15 protein-coding genes and 2 pseudogenes are annotated in these 16578 nt (G+C 36.0%); 10 read left to right on the top strand and 7 right to left on the bottom strand.

Going from position 1 to position 16578, the window contains the following annotated elements; translation table 11 throughout:
- The first annotated feature begins 139 nt into the window (after positions 1–139).
- From NL281_RS03145 to NL281_RS03135, 3 genes are all read left to right on the top strand, one after another.
- Complete coding sequence (locus NL281_RS03145; RefSeq protein WP_253303607.1) at positions 140–853, top strand: hypothetical protein; 714 nt, start codon at positions 140–142, stop codon at positions 851–853.
- A gap of 49 nt (positions 854–902) precedes the next feature.
- Complete coding sequence (locus NL281_RS03140; protein WP_253303703.1) at positions 903–1991, top strand: IS481 family transposase; 1089 nt, start codon at positions 903–905, stop codon at positions 1989–1991.
- 324 nt (positions 1992–2315) lie between these two features.
- Positions 2316–4499, top strand: a complete 2184-nt coding sequence (locus tag NL281_RS03135) for an ankyrin repeat domain-containing protein (protein ID WP_253303606.1) — start codon at positions 2316–2318, stop codon at positions 4497–4499.
- Between the two features lie 71 nt (positions 4500–4570).
- On the opposite strand, the gene NL281_RS03130 is transcribed toward NL281_RS03135, so the two are convergent.
- Genes NL281_RS03130 through secG form a run of 3 tightly spaced genes read right to left on the bottom strand, consistent with a single transcriptional unit; the run spans position 4571 to position 6928 of the window.
- Positions 4571–4978, bottom strand: a complete 408-nt coding sequence (locus NL281_RS03130) for a nucleoside deaminase (RefSeq protein ID WP_209472967.1) — start codon at positions 4976–4978, stop codon at positions 4571–4573.
- A gap of 25 nt (positions 4979–5003) precedes the next feature.
- A complete protein-coding gene (locus NL281_RS03125; protein ID WP_155968501.1) occupies positions 5004–6608 on the bottom strand; it encodes a CTP synthase in 1605 nt (534 codons plus the stop codon).
- Positions 6608–6928, bottom strand: a complete 321-nt coding sequence (gene secG, locus NL281_RS03120; protein WP_007548880.1) for a preprotein translocase subunit SecG — start codon at positions 6926–6928, stop codon at positions 6608–6610. Before secG ends, NL281_RS03125 begins: the two co-directional genes overlap by 1 nt.
- 144 nt (positions 6929–7072) lie before the next feature.
- Between secG and NL281_RS03115 the strand changes: the two genes are divergently transcribed.
- On the top strand, positions 7073–7588 hold the full coding sequence (locus tag NL281_RS03115; RefSeq protein WP_182320224.1) for a gamma carbonic anhydrase family protein: 516 nt from the start codon (positions 7073–7075) through the stop codon (positions 7586–7588).
- A 40-nt stretch (positions 7589–7628) separates the two neighbouring features.
- Here NL281_RS03115 and NL281_RS03110 read toward each other — a convergent pair whose 3' ends face one another.
- The 4 genes and pseudogenes from NL281_RS03110 to NL281_RS03095 all read right to left on the bottom strand — a co-directional run bounded on the left by NL281_RS03110 (position 7629) and on the right by NL281_RS03095 (position 12685).
- Complete coding sequence (locus NL281_RS03110) at positions 7629–7829, bottom strand: hypothetical protein (protein WP_253303605.1); 201 nt, start codon at positions 7827–7829, stop codon at positions 7629–7631.
- 253 nt (positions 7830–8082) lie between these two features.
- A pseudogene (locus NL281_RS03105) lies at positions 8083–9320 on the bottom strand (IS4 family transposase).
- 106 nt (positions 9321–9426) lie between these two features.
- Positions 9427–10524 (bottom strand): annotated as a pseudogene (ltrA, locus tag NL281_RS09155) (group II intron reverse transcriptase/maturase).
- A gap of 886 nt (positions 10525–11410) precedes the next feature.
- Complete coding sequence (locus NL281_RS03095; protein ID WP_253303604.1) at positions 11411–12685, bottom strand: APC family permease; 1275 nt, start codon at positions 12683–12685, stop codon at positions 11411–11413.
- A gap of 135 nt (positions 12686–12820) precedes the next feature.
- Between NL281_RS03095 and NL281_RS03090 the strand changes: the two genes are divergently transcribed.
- From NL281_RS03090 to NL281_RS03065, 6 genes are all read left to right on the top strand, one after another.
- Positions 12821–14260 carry a hypothetical protein gene (locus NL281_RS03090; RefSeq protein WP_253303603.1) on the top strand — a complete coding sequence of 480 codons (1440 nt, stop codon included), beginning with the start codon at positions 12821–12823 and terminating at the stop codon, positions 14258–14260.
- A gap of 208 nt (positions 14261–14468) precedes the next feature.
- Positions 14469–14594 (top strand): hypothetical protein, encoded by a 126-nt coding sequence (locus tag NL281_RS08445; protein WP_256469399.1) that lies wholly within the window; start codon positions 14469–14471, stop codon positions 14592–14594.
- A gap of 92 nt (positions 14595–14686) precedes the next feature.
- The gene (locus tag NL281_RS03080; protein ID WP_253303602.1) at positions 14687–15853 is read left to right on the top strand and encodes an aspartate kinase; all 1167 of its coding nucleotides are present in this window, start codon (positions 14687–14689) and stop codon (positions 15851–15853) included.
- Positions 15854–15944: 91 nt separating this feature from the next.
- The gene (locus NL281_RS03075) at positions 15945–16148 is read left to right on the top strand and encodes a transposase (protein ID WP_253303601.1); all 204 of its coding nucleotides are present in this window, start codon (positions 15945–15947) and stop codon (positions 16146–16148) included.
- Between the two features lie 15 nt (positions 16149–16163).
- Complete coding sequence (locus tag NL281_RS03070; protein ID WP_007549942.1) at positions 16164–16310, top strand: IS5 family transposase; 147 nt, start codon at positions 16164–16166, stop codon at positions 16308–16310.
- On the top strand, positions 16253–16564 hold the full coding sequence (locus tag NL281_RS03065; RefSeq protein WP_081420825.1) for a transposase: 312 nt from the start codon (positions 16253–16255) through the stop codon (positions 16562–16564). The genes NL281_RS03070 and NL281_RS03065 overlap by 58 nt, the downstream gene beginning before the upstream one ends.
- Positions 16565–16578 lie beyond the last annotated feature (14 nt).

Genomic DNA, 16578 nt, shown 5'->3' with positions numbered 1-16578 from the left:
TTGAAATAACTGTTTATATGGTGCAATTTACAGCTTTTAGTTGCTAAAATTATAACTCTTAGTTTAATAATTTTAATCTAATAAGCTTTCAGGTTAATAAAATTAAATTATTTGAGTAAATACAATACTATGTTTTTATTTGTGGGTAAAAGTAAGTATAAAGACCAAGAGACTAGGCAGTATTTCTAAAGCTTATACAAAGCATAAAATGGGTTTACTGTTGCATAGTGCCTTAATAGTCAGCAGAGACGGATTACCTTTAGGTCTATCTTCCCAACAATGTTGGGCGCGTTCTATTAGGGAAGAAGAAACGGCACAAGAAAAAGCAAACAGAAAATACCGTACCTCCATAGAAGAAAAAGAAAGTTATAAGTGGATAACAGCTCTTAAAGAAACTATAAACAACCTTCCTCCAAATGTACAACTTGTTACCCTTGGTGATAGGGAAGCAGACATCTTCAAATTTTTATGGGTGGCTGAGACGTTAGGTAGTTTTTATGTAATCCGCAATCGAGCTAATAGAAGATTTATCTGTACTGAAGTCGGAAAAACAGATTTGCAAACACGCATCACTCAACTGCCAGTAAAAAAGAAAATTTCTCTAGAAGTTACTAAAGGTGGAAACCAGAGATCAAGGAAAGCTAATATTGAAGTTAAGTATATGAAAGGCTATATACCTATCAGATCTTCTTCCATTTATGGGTCAAAAGATACAATACATAAAATAAGTGATAAAATCCCTGTATATGTGGTAAGTGCAAAAGAAACAAATCCTCCTGATGGATTGGAAGCTATCGACTGGACTCTACTAACTAATGTACCGATTAATTGTATTAAACAAGACTTGATCTGACACTTTAAAAAAGTAAGTTATAAAATAATAAAAGAAAGGAGTGTTAGAAATGAGTACAATACAAACAAAAATACTAAAACCAAAGCTAGGGTTATTAGAACTAGCAAAACAACTAGGAAATGTATCTCAAGCATGCAAAGTGATGGGATACTCAAGAGATACATTTTATCGATTCAAAGAGTTGTACGAAAATGGAGGAGAAGAAGCATTACATGAGATAAGTAAGAAAAAACCTCTATTAGCGAATAGAGTTTCCGACGATATAGAAAGAGCAGCGATTGGTATAGCAACAGAATTTCCAGCATATGGGCAAGAAAGAGCTGCAAATGAACTGAGAAAAAGAGGTATAATAATTTCTCAGGGAGGAGTGAGATCTATATGGCTGAGAAATGATCTTGAAACTTTCAAGAAAAGACTTAAAGCACTGGAAGCAAAAGTAGCTCAAGATGGAATTATATTAACCGAAGAGCAACTTGCAGCTTTAGAAAAAGTTAAAGAACAAAGAGAAGCACATGGTGAAATTGACACCGAACATTCAGGTTATTTGGGTTCTCAAGATACCTATTATGTAGGTAATATAAAAGGTATAGGAAGAATCTACCAGCAGACCTTCATTGATACTTATTCTCGAGTAGCATTTGCCAAGCTTTATACAGACAAAACGGCTATTACTGCTGCTGACTTGCTGAATGATAGAGTGATACCATTTTTTGATGAGCAAAATGTGCCATTATTGCGTATCCTTACAGACCGAGGAACAGAGTATTGTGGTAAGCCTGAAAATCACGCTTATCAGCTTTATTTGGGAATCGAAAATATCGATCATTCTAGGACCAAAGCCAATTCTCCACAGACTAATGGCATATGTGAAAGGTTTCATAGAACTATGCAAGATGAGTGTTACAATATTATCTTCAGAAAGAAAATCTACAATTCTTTGGAAGGTCTACAGATTGATGTTGATTATTGGTTGCGTTCTTACAATGAAACAAGACCGCATTCAGGTAAATATTGCTATGGTAAGACGCCTATGCAGACTTTTCTTGATAGCAAACATGTTGCTTTTCAGAAAAATATTAGTAGCATTACACAAGAGACTGATATTAGTTTTGACTACCTCAATTCTTCTGTCAGTTAATTCTTGTCTGTCAGATTAAGTCTTGTCTTTTACACCTCTCAAAATTCTTACTATTACCCACAAATAAAAACATAGTATTGTATTTACTCAAATAATTTAATTTTATTAACCTGAAAGCTTATTAGATTAAAATTATTAAACTAAGAGTTATAATTTTAGCAACTAAAAGCTGTAAATTGCACCATATAAACAGTTATTTCAAGCAAAAGTTATGCCATTAAGAGCTATGCAACAAACATTTATATTTGTGGGTAATAGTAAGACCTTAATATAGGGGAATTAGATTTAAATAAACTTGTTTCTGACCATAACTACTGCTTTGATGTGCTTACAAAAGCATTAGAGATTGAGGACAGATGCGAAAAGGAAGAGGTTATAGATTGGTTGCTAAAAAATGGTGCTAACATTAATGTTAATAAAGGTGATCAAGCCCTACTGAGTGTTGCAGCTGAAAAAGGTGATGTTGAAAATGCTGTGCTATTGCTTGAAAGGGGAGCACATGAAGGAGTAAATTCTCAAGATGCTGAAGGAAGAACGTTATTACTAAATGCAATTATTCAAGATAAGTTGGGCCATGCAAAATATCTCATAAAACAAAGAGTTAACGTTAATATACCAGATAATAATGGAAATAGCTCACTACACTACGCTGTTGTCAATTTTATTAAGCAGCGCTTAATTGAATGTGATGAAACCTATACAGCTAACGCTACTTTTTATGATTTTCTTAAGAATGGTGCAGATCTCTATATCAAAAATCATGATAACCTTACAGCATTTGAATATGCTTTTCACGCAAGAATAGCTCCTAGGGAAGCTGTTTATTTATTCAAGCTATATATAGAAAGAGGTGATCAGAGTGAAAACATGCAGTTAGTAAAAAATTTCAAATTGCCTTCTGGTGAAACACTTAGGGAAGCTGTTTATTTATTCAAGTTATATATAGAAAGAGGTGATCAGAGTGAAAACATGCAGTTAGTAAAAAATTTCAAATTGCCTTCTGGTGAAACACTATTGGAGTATTTTTTCAACAATAAATTATTTGATAGTGCTCAATCTTGTATAGATCTAGGAGCAAATGTTTCGCATAATGGGTCATCTTTACTGATACAAGCTCTTCAGAATCGAGATATAGAAGGTATCGGGTTTCTTTTACGAAACAGAGCAGACATTCCAAATAACGCAAACATTTCAAATAATAAGAAAAACTGTAAGTTGTATTTCCAAGTAGCGGTTGGATGTGTAGCGATGTTTTCGCTTGGTATGGGAGCTGCAGCCACGTTTACTCTAATTAAAATGTCTCCGCTAGTGTTAGTAATAGTAGCTGTGACCTTCTTTTTGACTGCAATAGCATCTATGTCTCTGTTTGTATTATATAAAAAAGTAAAAGGGGAACGCAAACACGAGGTAATTGTTAATAATGCTGTATTTAACATAAGTCTAGAAGAAGCAGCTAATGATTTGTTTAGCGGGTTATCAACTATAGCAGAAAGAGGAGCAGAAGCAGGTGCACTATACCTGGAAGTAAAGGAAAAGACTGAAAGTGTAGCTAAAAAAATGACATCCAAAAAGGAATTAATTGAAGCAAGATTTCAAAATATACAAGAAAATTTCATTAATAAGTTAAGTAATTTTGAAGAACTTCAAGGTGCTAGAGATTCTAGTACTTTAAAGAAATTCTATGCTGCTGTTAAAGATGTTCTAAAGATACGCTCCAGCATTCCTATTTCCAATTTACATCTATTATCGCTTGTTTACCATTTATCATTGGAAGTATCATATGCTATTTTTCAGGCAATAACTGATCCAACTCTTGGAAGTACAATTTTAACTGCCATAAGTGAAAGAAAATTGCCTGAAGATAAGCAGTGGGCTAAGGTATTAAAAAATACAGTACCAAACTTAATAAGAAATCAAGAAGTTGTGCGGAATGTTATAGTACCAACTCTTACTGATATTTTAAAGAGCCTATCAGAATCAAGAGAAGAAAGAAAATTTATAATCTATACTCTGGTCTGCCTGAAAGAAGTGATTGATGAAGTTTATACGACATCGGTACAAGAGTCATTGTATAGGATATTAGGAGTAGAACTTGCAAATAGTCTAAATGGTATGGTACAGGCAATAAGTAACCTATTAGGCTGCTATGGACACGAAGAAGTAGAACGTGCAAGAACCGCAAATGAGTTAGATTACAGAGTAGGTAAACTTACACCTGAAGAAACGCAGCAATTCGTTATAAACTTAGGAGAGAGAGTAGGATCTCTCAGGGAGTTTGAGGGTCGAGTTACAAATAAACAGTCAATTAGTAAATTGATAGATTATTGTTTGGACCCAAAACTGAATGATAGGGAAGCAGCCGCAACACTATTAAATTATATACTCACATGTACTGAAGATGGTCGTTATTTGGCCGCTGAAGCTGGTACTAATAATAATTTATCTAGCAACTCTAATGTTGTACTTATTACGCACGTGGCAGCAAATCGATCTGCACAGTTAGACTAGAGGCGGCTATATGGAAAAAAGTGAAGATAGTTTCAGAGATAAGCAAGCAAATGACAATTGATAGACTTAAACTATGTTCTCAATTTCTCAAAAAAATCCTTTAACAAAAAAGAGCATTCTGTTTCTAATATCCCACCATAAACTTCAGGTATATGGCTGCAAAATTGAAATATCTTAGCACCATTTTCAATTCCTCCACCTTTTGGATTATAAGCTCCAAAGTACAATCGTTTAATTCTGGCAAAGGAAATGGCTTGAGCACACATCGGACATGGTTCTAATGTTACGTACATATCAGCATCACAAAGCGTGGGAGTTGAAAATGCTTGTCTGATCGCTAACATCTCTGCATGTGCAGTTGGATCGCTGGATATATTGTGTGCAGAAGAAATGATATTGTCTCCACTCACTATTACAGCACCTATGGGCACCTCATCATTTTTTTGAGCGAGTTTGGCTTGCTCTATGGCAAGCTCCATATATTGATACTTAAACACTAGGCACTTATTTCTTATCAATTGCTGCTTTAACGAACGACACGAAAAGAGGATGAGGAGAAAACGGCTTTGATTGAAATTCTGGATGAAACTGCACACCAATAAACCACGGATGACTCTCTAACTCCACTGCCTCTATGCACGTTCCATCTTCTGATATGCCACTGCATAGCAGCCCATTTTTTTCCAAATCATCTTTATAATCTGAATTGATTATGTATCTATGCCTGTGTCTTTCTGAAATAGTAGTGTTACTATATGCATCCATCATTTTAGAGTTTGCATTTATATTACATTTGTATGCCCCAAGTCTCATGGTTCCACCAAGATCGTCATCTTGATCGCCAGCTAACTTAACGATTGGATGTTTACAGTTACGAAATTCTTCAGAGTGTACATCTTCAAGCTTAACAACATTACGAGCAAATTCAATAATTGCAAGCTGCATACCAAGGCAAATTCCGAAAAATGGGATATTATTTGTACGGGCATAATTTATTGCTAATATTTTACCCTCTACTCCGTCATCACCAAACCCCCCTGGAACAAGGATTGCATGAGAATTCTGTAATTTCTCTCCTATAAGTTTTTCATTTATAGGTTTTTCTTCCTTCTCTCTTGAGTTAACCCAATTTATCCTTACTTTGACTTTATTACTAATCGCACCATGATTTAATGCTTCAACTAGTGATTTATACGCATCAGGGAATTCGGTGTATTTTCCCACTATAGATACAGTAACTTCCTGTGTTGGGTGCCTTATGGAATGCACTATTTGATCCCATTCAGTCAAGCTTGGTTTTGGCTTACTTAAATGAAAGTGCTCCAAAATTTGCGTATCAAGCCCACATTGGCTATACAACACCGGTAACTCATATATATGACTCACATCAGGGGCAGGTATCACATTGGATAAAGAAACATTGCAAAGCTTAGCTATTTTCTCTCTTTGATTATCGAAAATTTCTTTCTCACTGCGGCATAATATAATATCTGGCTGTAACCCCGCGGAATTTAACTCTCGAACTGAATGCTGCGTTGGTTTTGTCTTTAATTCTTGCGCTGCGGTAAGATATGGTATTAAAGTTAAGTGAATAAGGATAACTCTTTGTTTTCCTAATGTGTAGTTAACTTGGCGTATAGCCTCCAAAAATGGTTGGCTTTCAATGTCACCTACAGTTCCGCCTATTTCACATATTACAAAATCTAAACCTTCCGTACCATTAAAAATGAACGATTTGATCAAATCTGTTACATGAGGAATGACTTGCACAGTTTTGCCCAGATAATCACCACGCCTCTCTTTCTTCAATAACTCATGATATATCTTACCAGTTGTTATATTATCATCTTTTGTTGCTTTAATTCCAGTAAAACGCTCATAATGCCCAAGATCCAAATCAGTTTCAGCACCATCCTCGGTCACAAATACCTCTCCGTGCTGAGTTGGGTTCATTGTCCCAGGATCAATGTTGAGATACGGGTCAAGTTTTCTGATACGGATCTTAAAACCGTGAGCTTGAAGAAGCGCACCAACACTCGAAGCAACTAAGCCTTTACCAAGCGATGACACAACTCCACCTGTGACAAAGATAAATTTAGCTTCCTTCATTAATTTTCAAATGGAACAGAAGTAGATTCACTTTCTTGCTTTTTTTCTAATATAATTTTTTCTGCGATCGATTTTTTATGTACGTCTTTTGAACATAATCCTGACAATAGCAATGTGTTTATAATAAACAATCCAGCAACAATAGCCGTTATTCTGCTGAGCGGGTTTTCAGAAGATTTCACCGGAATCATCGAATTGACCCCCTGTTGTGTATTACTAAAACCACTTAACGAACTACTTCCAGGCGGCTGCAAGAGCACTAAAATTACTAACACAACAACCAATATTATTTGAAATATACTTAATACCGCTACTGACATTATAGATAGGGCTGAAAATAAAAATCTTAGCAGTACAAAGCACGTAAGTCAAGAACATCTGTCACCCAAGTAGTTTGAAATCTAAGTATGTATTTACTGCTTACCTTATTTTGATTAACATATGCATAAGACTTTGGGCTTAATATGTATCACATTTTAAAATACAAAGATTATGAACCAAAAATAGACGAAAGTGCTTTCATCGCAGGTGGTTCGCATATCATAGGCAAGGTTGAAATAGGAAGAAATGCGAGCATCTGGTTTAATTGTGTGGTCAGAGGGGACGTTGGATCAATAAAAATAGGTGATGGAACAAATATTCAAGATGGAACGGTAATTCATGTGGATAGAAACCCAGGTGGTGACACAATTATTGGCAGCATGGTAACAGTGGGACATTTTTGTATGTTGCATGCATGCACGGTGCATGATAAAGCGTTTATTGGTATGGGCTCTACCGTGATGGACCATGCAGTTGTGGAGTCTGAAGCTATGGTAGCTGCTGGCTCGCTAGTGACACATGGAAAAGTAATAAAAAGTGGGGAAATATGGGCTGGCAGGCCAGCAAAGTTCTTCAAAAAGATGTCGAATGAAGAAATTAAACATATTACACAATCAGCACAAAATTATATTATGCTAATGAAGGAATATAAAAACTGAAGTTCGCGTCAAGTGTTTTACTTGACACGTACATTTCGGCTTAACCCTTGTTACTTCTTTTTCCCATCTCATTTACTTCTTGTGCTTTTGCCCCATCTACTTGAGTACTAGGTAATACTGTATATGTAATACCACCGGCTACGAGTGCAGATGCTACTGCTATACCAATCATTACTAACATCTCTAACTTAACTGTACGTTCAAGTGCAGTAAATGCTATCAGTCCAGCAGCAAGACCCATACCAACAGTAGCGGTGTACCGTGCTCCATTGCCTTGTTTTGGTTGCTCAGTTGTTTTGTTTTTAGCTTCTAGTTCTTTATTTTCCTTCTCTAACTGATGAACTCGATCATTTTTATCTTTTAAGTCTTTCTTTAGGCTTTCAACTTCAGCATTTGGTTGGTTTATTTTAGCTTCTAATTCTTTTATCTTATCCTCTTTATCCTTTAACTGAGCAGCATCTGGTCGGTCAATGGCGTCAACTTAAGAACTTTCATTAGCAAACTCTCCTAAAGACATGATGGCGTTTGGGCTTATCTACCTTATCGCGGCTATACAATCGTCCCGGTCGGATTTTAACTTTAGCGCGTATACTTGCTCTATCAAAAAGGGCTTGAAAGTTTTTTGGCGCAATAAGTACCTGATAGAGTTTCTGCCTCATTACACCAAATAAAACCGAAAAATTTAAACGATACTCAGCAATTTGATCTGGATTCCAAGGCCCTTGTGCATTACACATATGAAGCGACAATATATTACACATGACTAAGTTTGCCCAAAATTCTTGTAATACAGCCTCTAAATTTACGCCAGAAAAATTCTCTAATTCTGCACCTATTTTGAGTCGTTTATAGCACTCCTCTATATGCCACCTTAACACATAAGCTTTGCTGATATCTTCCAAAGTAAATTTTACTCGGTCAAAAAGTGAAGTAATCAATACCTCTGTTTCTCCGTTGGCTAATGTCAGCACTATTACTCTTACTTTCTGTCCTTTCATTTTATTTTTTAGCTTTTCATTTTCTAATATAAAATCGAAATCTAATTCTCCAGATGCAATTCGTTCCCATAGCTTGCTATAATTTCTTTTTTGCAAGCGAAAAATAAAATCTACTTCCAAATCATAATGCTGCTGAATGAATTTTACTGAAGACGATCATAGATAAATAATAATTTCTTTTGATTTAATGAACGCATTTGAGTGATAACTTCGGGTAATTGCTCTTCCGCCAACGTTTGTTCACCTATATTCCAAGCCGCAAGACGAGCACTACAAATCAGCGAAGTACACAAATCAACAAACAAATTGCCAATGGTGGCATTATACCTGTTGTTCCATTTGGTTTAAAACGGCCAAACTCGGATACAATTTCTTCAGAGCTCGGTAATCGAATACCAGAACCATCTGCTGCAATAAGCCTATAGCCTCTCCAACTCAGGCTCATCTTGATAGGCTGTTTGGATGCTTAAATTCTTTAAAACCTGTATGACAAATCTTATATCTTGCTTTAGAAAAAGCTTGCTTTGAGGGTACATGTCAATGGCTCCATAAGTTCACATTCTATTCCCAAACTTTTTTTAACTAACTTTAAAATCATAGAAAATACTGTCGAAAAAGGAAGTTTTCTTGTTCGTGTAAAACTCAACACAATGGATTCTCTGAAAAGCTTTCGAGTATATTATATTTTTAATTTGTAGAATAAGATTTTTTCCTTTTTGTTTGGTAGAAGTCATAGTTTTAAATCCTCCTGATTAAGTTTTATCGCTATGACTCCCCCACCAGAACCGTGCTTGCAGCTTTCCCGCACACGGCTCCACAATGTAGTATTCACAGCATTTCCTATTTTGTATATAATGAGTAGCATATTCTTGGTTTTGGTAATGGATTAACTTGTAGATAGTGTATAAATTGCTTTGAATTCATACTCTTCTTCTGACTACGTCGGTTTATCCATTTATACGCTAGCTTGATTACCCGCCAGAAGAATTTATTCAACCACCGGTAATTTCCGCTAACTCCGAAGTAGTTATAGTGTCCTGTTAGTTTTGCTTTAAGTATTGACCACCAATCTTTAAGGTGAACTTTATTTCGGATCTTTTTCACCCATTCTTTGATTTCTTTAAGTTTTCTAGATAGATTTTCTTTCGAGGTTTTATGACCTACCATTACTCTACCTTTACGACTCCTTGTACCATAATGGGTGAATCCTAGAAAGTTGAAACTTTCCGTTTTTCGTTTCTCCCTTATTCCTTGTTGCCACTCCTTTTTGCCAAACTTTACTATTCTTGTTTTGTCTTCAGATATTTCCAGTCCAAATTTTCCTAGCCTTTGTTTCAGTGACTCTAAGAGTTCTCTAGCATCTTTTTCTCTTTCGCAGCAAATCAGGTGATCGTCTGCATACCTAACTAGCTCCATATAACCTTTAGATCTTAGCTTGAATTTCTTTTCAAACCACAAATCCAGCACATAATGCAACTATATATTAGCTAGTATAGGACTTACTATTCCCCCCTGAGGTGTGCCTAGTTCAGTTGCTTCATAATGTCCTGCTTCGACTACTCCTGCCTTAAGAAATCGTTTTACTAACCACAGTATGTTTGGGTCTGTTATCCGTTCTCTCAAGCATCTCATTAGCCATTTGTGCTGGACATTATCAAAGAATTTCTTGATATCAACTTCTACTACATAGTTAGTTGGTCTGTACATAACTGCTTTATTTAGTGCATTTACCGCTTGATGACAGCTTCTACCAGGACGAAAACCATATGAGTTATCCAGAAAGTTAGCTTCATAAATATTTTCTAATATCTTCTTCAGCATTATCTGGACTAACTTATCTTCTGTAGACGGTACTCCAAGCCCGCGTTTCTCTTTGCTTCCAGCTTTTGGTATATATACTCTTTTCACTGGTTGCGGTTGATATCGCTTTCTTTTCATACTATCCACCAGAGTGTTGAGCTTCTCTTCAAGATTTTCTCCATAAGCTTCTACTGTCACCTGGTCTATACCGCATGCTTTGTTATGCTTTAGCTCTTTATAACATTCAGCAAGATTCTCTGCGTTTATCAGATGAATTAACGATTAAATTTCAATCGTTTATCTTGCCTGGCTCTTACTGCTATCTGATTTAGTTTTCTTTGCACGTTATTCCAACCTCCGTTGTATTGGCATAGCAATTCCTAAACCAGTCACTATATTGCTGACCGCTTCCCCTTGTATGTGGCTTTCCCACACTCTGAGTACTATCAATCAGTCCGACTTCCTTTATATCTTCCGTCAGTACTCGCCTTTGTTGACTTGTTCCAACGTACCTTAATAGGAATACAAAGGATCTCCCAAGTTTACGTAAACTCCATCTCAACACGTGATACGGCCTCAGATCCCGATAGAGTGAGTGATAACTTGCCCTATTGTTACCCTTCTTGCTGTCTTCCACTATATGCAACGTGTCGACCTCTATGACATCGAGAATTTCGGGACTCAATACCTTCACTTTCGTTGTACCCTGTGTTGTCCATTCCACTAGCTTTACTACGCTCGTTACCTTACGCAGCATAGTGGTTTGTTCCAGCCTGCTGGCTAGGCTTTGCCTGGGTTGGATTTTCACCAACTGGACTTTACGCACTTTGCTTGGCGCACGCATGTTTCACCTAAAAAGGACACATTTTAGACTTCTTTATTGAAATAAAACAGAAACAAAAGTGCTGTTTATTGCACTCTTTGGATAATTTAATGATAAAAAATTTAGAGAGAAATTTTATACACTATCGCTGATATTTTTCCTTAAGTTGACGCCATTGGCTGAACAGATACATAACATTTGCTATACAGAAACTCTGCGATACCAAAATAAATAAAGAGGTACGCCACTTGCAGTGAATAAGCTTGCGATCAGCAAGGTATTCACAGAAGTTTCAAATATTACCCAGCAGCAAAAGGTTGTTGCTATACTGCCAATTAAAAATTTGTAACAACTCTTTTCTTGCACAATAACTTTGAGAAAAGCAAGACTGCATGCAAGGTAAACAAATAAAAATGAAACTACAGAAAAGTCGATAATTGATGTGATCTGCTTAGCAAAATTGTTGCTTGAAGTGAGGATTAGTAAAGTTGCAGTTCCAACTGAGCTAGTTGTTATGCCCCAGAAAGGAGAACCGTGCTTGTTTCTTTGAGCAAAAAACTGTGGCATCAGTTTATCTTTTGCAAGGCCAAGGGCCACTTGTCCACTAGCTAGTACCCAAGCGTTTAAAGTACCAACACAAAAAATGAACGCAGTTATAGAAATAATCAAGTGCCAATTGCCAGAGGCCATAATTTTTATTGCGTCAACATATGGTGCTCTTGAACTTGCTAAATCATTGCCATTTATTAATCCCATAATTGCAAGATTGTTGATAAAATACACAACAGCAACAGAGATTGTTCCAAGTACCACAGCTCTTGGTATTGTTCTAGCTGGATTATCAACTGACCCTGCAGGTGCTGTTGCCAATTCAACTCCAATAAAACCCCATAGAGTAATAAGTGTAGAACGGGCAAGAATCTGCGATGTTGTAAGATTTGATATTTCTTCACTTATGATGAAGTTATTTCTATCAAAAAAAAACAATGCTGCTATAGGTATTACAAGCAATACAGAAATTTTTATCACCGTCAATAAAAACTCAACACATCCAGCAGTAGCTACTCCTCTAAAATTTATTAGTGTAATAATTGTAAGTAATAACATCTCTAAAAACAGATGTACGTTTTGAATATCTTCATGGAAAAATGGTGTAAGATAACCAACACCCACAACTATTACGGCTGTTGTGCTAACCCATGAGATCACCCAATACGTCCAACCAACAAAAAAAGCTGCAGCAGGGCCAAAAGCATGCTTTACATAGACGTGAGGGCCACCCGTTTCCGGAAATTTTGCGCAGAGTGAGGCAAAAACTAAAGCAAGAGATATAGCACCAAGCCCTGATATTATCCAGCTTATAAGGCTATACATGCCATATGGAGCAAGGCTAATTGGAAGCATAAAAATTCCAGAGCCAATTTGGCTGCTAATCACTAAGGCAAAAATAGCCCAAAAACCTATTTTATTTGACACAATAATTCTTATCTAAATAGATTAACAATATACCCTAAACTCAGAAATTTCAATTGATCTTTTAACATAAAAACTTGCATTTTTTTCAATTTATTCCTAAAATAGATTATATTAACAGATTATTAAGAGGGGGTTATGAATCCGAGATTAAAAGCATTTTTGATTGCACTTTTGTTTCTCGTGTATTATTTAAATCTTCTTGTTAACTATATCCTTGACCCGATTCTAGTTCGTCCCTTTGAAAGATTATACAAAAACTTAATTGTTGATGGTCTTTATGCCTATTTATCTACAAGCACTTCTAGCCCTGCACTAGCATTTTTGGCTACAGGTTTTATTGTTATTGCTGCGTTTATTTGCCTGAATAAAATGCTTCTTCCCTTGCAAGAGAAGATCATAAACAACTATACCTCCTTTAAAAACAACAATATTGATAGCAATAGCATGTTGTTTGAGGTTTATAAAGATCCAACAATAAAATTAAAGGACAAAATCTTATTCTTCAGTATATACTTGATATATTACCTACAGCTTCCATTTTTGTATATTGCATCAAAGGTATCAGCTCTACGTGGGTTTCTTATATTTAATTTTGGTTTATTATTGTTAAATTATGCACTGCTAATTCCAGTAGCACTTCTTGAGTTAATAAAATATCCATCAGTAAAACTCTTTTCACCTTTGGGTTTGAATGTAAAGCAGCTAAGCTTTTTGTTTAATGTAAGTGATGTGGGTACTAGTAGTCAGAGCGTTCATACTAGAAGTTTTCAGCAAAGCGTTATTGAATGTGCCAAAAAATTAAAGGAAGAACATGGTACGCCGTTAAATGAGTTGGATGAAGAGTTTAAAAGTTGTATAAGCGGTTTAACAAATCAGCAAAAACGAATGATAGAACCTTATCTAAGATTGGATGGTTATGAAACTGGGGAGTGGGTAAATTGGGTAGATTCACAAACCGGATTGACATTGACACAGGCTATAAATTTAGTTTTAATTGCGGCAAGAGAGCAAAATGCAGACGTAGAACTATTGAAATCTATATTACTGGTTCGCTTTGAAGAAAGTAACCGCCAATGTGGTCCTGGAATGCTTCTCCGTATTATTTATGCATTAAGTGGCCTTGAAGCAGAAAACAACTTTGCAGCTCAACTGGAGCCTCAGCTAATGGGGAAGTTGGCTGGTAATGCTACTAAAAGATTTCTTGAGAAATATGTGGATAAGCACTACCATAAAATAAAAGTTTTGAAAGAAAATTTTGATAATTTGTATTCACCAAGTTCTGGGGTGGATTTGAGCAACGTGAGTGATGAAGTAAAGGACGGCATTTCTTATACAAGAGATGCTATAAAAGAATTCGTGTTTAAGGAATTATATGTAAAGTTTTATAACGACTATGGGGAGCATATTCAGAGAGGGCAGATAAAACAAAGGTTAAGGGAGTTAATAACGGATGAAGTCGTAGACGCGGCAATATATTCTAAAATAGATGAAATAGAAATCCCTGCAGAACCACCTACTTATCTTGAAAGAGTAAAAGCATTTTTTGGAGGTCATGCAAGGTCTTCTGCTGCTTAGTGGTTTAGTTCGTGCTATATAGCTAAACTAACTTAGATTTACTGACAATTTTAAAACAACAAATTCGTCATTCCGCTACTAGTTAGCGGAATCTATACCGCGAATGAATCCATAGCTGTACGAACATTGTGATTTGAGAGCAATTTCCACAAGGGAGGGTGTCATTCCAGTGTCAAGCACTGGAATCCAGCCTTTATTATGCAGCCACTTGGTTGAAATTAAGTCTTCTGGATCCCAGTGTCTAGGCACTGGGATGACACCATTTGCTGTGCAATTTACCTTCAAAAATGAATGTTCGTACAGCTATGGAATGAATCGTGGTATGACGCGTTAGCTATAGCTTTGTCTTCCCTTTTCTGAATGGCTTGCAAGCTGCTATCTCTACAAAAACTATATTTTTCTTCAGAAGAGAGTTATATTGTAACTATGGACAAAATAATCATAAAAAAATTTGGTGGGACTTCGCTAACTGATTTAAACCGAGTTGCAAATTTGATAAAAAACGATATTGAGAAAGGTTGTAATGTAATCGTTGTTGTATCTGCTGTTGCAGGATTTACTGACCAAATGGTTTTTCAGGCTAGGCAAATCTCAAATTTAAGTTATAGACAAGAGTTATCAGAGTATGACGTTATGCTTTCAGCAGGAGAACAAATCTCTTGCGGTCTATTAGCTATCACTCTCCAATCGATCGGAGTTAATGCTAAATCGTGGCTTGCCTGGCAGTTACCAATTGTAACTGATGATTTTTATTCTGAGTCTAAAATAAAAACAATAAAGATTGAACGTGTGAAAAGATCTTTTGCTGAGGGTTATACTGCTGCGATCATTGCTGGTTTTCAGGGTATAAATGATGATAGAATCACTACTTTTGGAAGAGGAGGCTCTGATATATCAGCAGTTGCCTTCGCGGTAGCCTTTGGTGTTAGAACTTGCGAAATTTTTACTGATATTGATGGAATATATACAGCAGACCCGAGAATTGTTCCAAAGGCACGCAAGCTCAAATTTATCTCTTACGATGAAATGTTGGAAATGTCGTCATCTGGTGCTAAAATACTGCATAATCGTTCAGTACAACTTGCAATGAAACATAACATTAAAGTGCAAGTGCTATCCACTTTTAAGGAAGTAGAAGGCACCACAGTGCTACACAAAAGGGATGTACTAGAGAGATACTTAATTACTGGAATAACTTATAGCACTAATGAAGCTCTTGTAACTTTCACTAACCTTGCAAATAACTTGCGTACTTTAAGAGATATAGCAGGAGCAAACGTTAAAATTGATATGATACATGGGTCAAGTTTTGTTATCTCCAAATTTGATATTGATTTAATGGAAAAGTTACTGAATAAGAATGAAAATTATGCTATAAACGATAATGTAGCTAAAATTTCAATAATTGGTATTGGTGTTATGTCTAACACTGAAGTGATGCACCGCACACTCAAGGTTTTAAGCGAAAAAAAGATAGAAATACTTGCTATCACAACATCTGAAATCAAAATCAGTATAATTGTTCAAAAAGAATACGTTGTAGCTTTGGTCAAAGATTTACATACTGAGTATGAGCTTGATATGCAGCACTAGGATAGGCTTGACGTCCAGTTGTCTAAGAGTATGTCTTGAAAAGGAATGAGGAAAAAAATATGATAGTGTAAGTAAAAAATAGGAGGGAAAATTGTATCCAAGTGATATAAGTGATAAGGAATGGGAAATTTTGGAGCCACATGTTACACAAGGAAAGATAGGGAGGCCAAGAAAGCACAATATCAGAACAATTATTAATGCAATAAGGTATATAATGAGAGATGGTTGTCAATGGAGAATGCTGCCGAAAGATTTTCCTCCATGGAAGACGGTGTATGACTATTTTCTCAGGTGACGTAGTAATGGCAAATTGGAAAAAATACATAATATGCTAGTAAAAGAGGTAAGAAAAATGTTTGGTAAAAATGAAACACCTTCAGTAGGAATAATTGACAGTCAATCAGTAAAAACCACTCAAAAAGGGGATCCAGAGGATATGATGCTGAAAAAAAAATAAAGGGTAGAAAACGTCATATTGTTGTAGATACAGTGGGCTTAATTATTGCGGCTGATGTTCATAGTGCAAGTGTTCAAGATCGTGATGGTGCTCTAAATCTTTTCACTCAAGCTAAATACAAGGCTCCAACTTTACGTAAGTTTTTTGCTGATCAAGGATACATAGCAAAACCGCTGTTTATTGGAGACAGGATACGATTACCAAGAAAGCTGTTGATGTTACAGGATTTTTCGACAATCTGGACCACAATTTAGCACTGCAGGCTATC

It is taken from the genome of Wolbachia endosymbiont of Phyllotreta cruciferae (assembly GCF_918697765.1).
Classification (GTDB): Bacteria; Pseudomonadota; Alphaproteobacteria; order Rickettsiales; family Anaplasmataceae; genus Wolbachia; species Wolbachia pipientis.
This window is presented reverse-complemented; position numbering and strand designations above follow the sequence as displayed.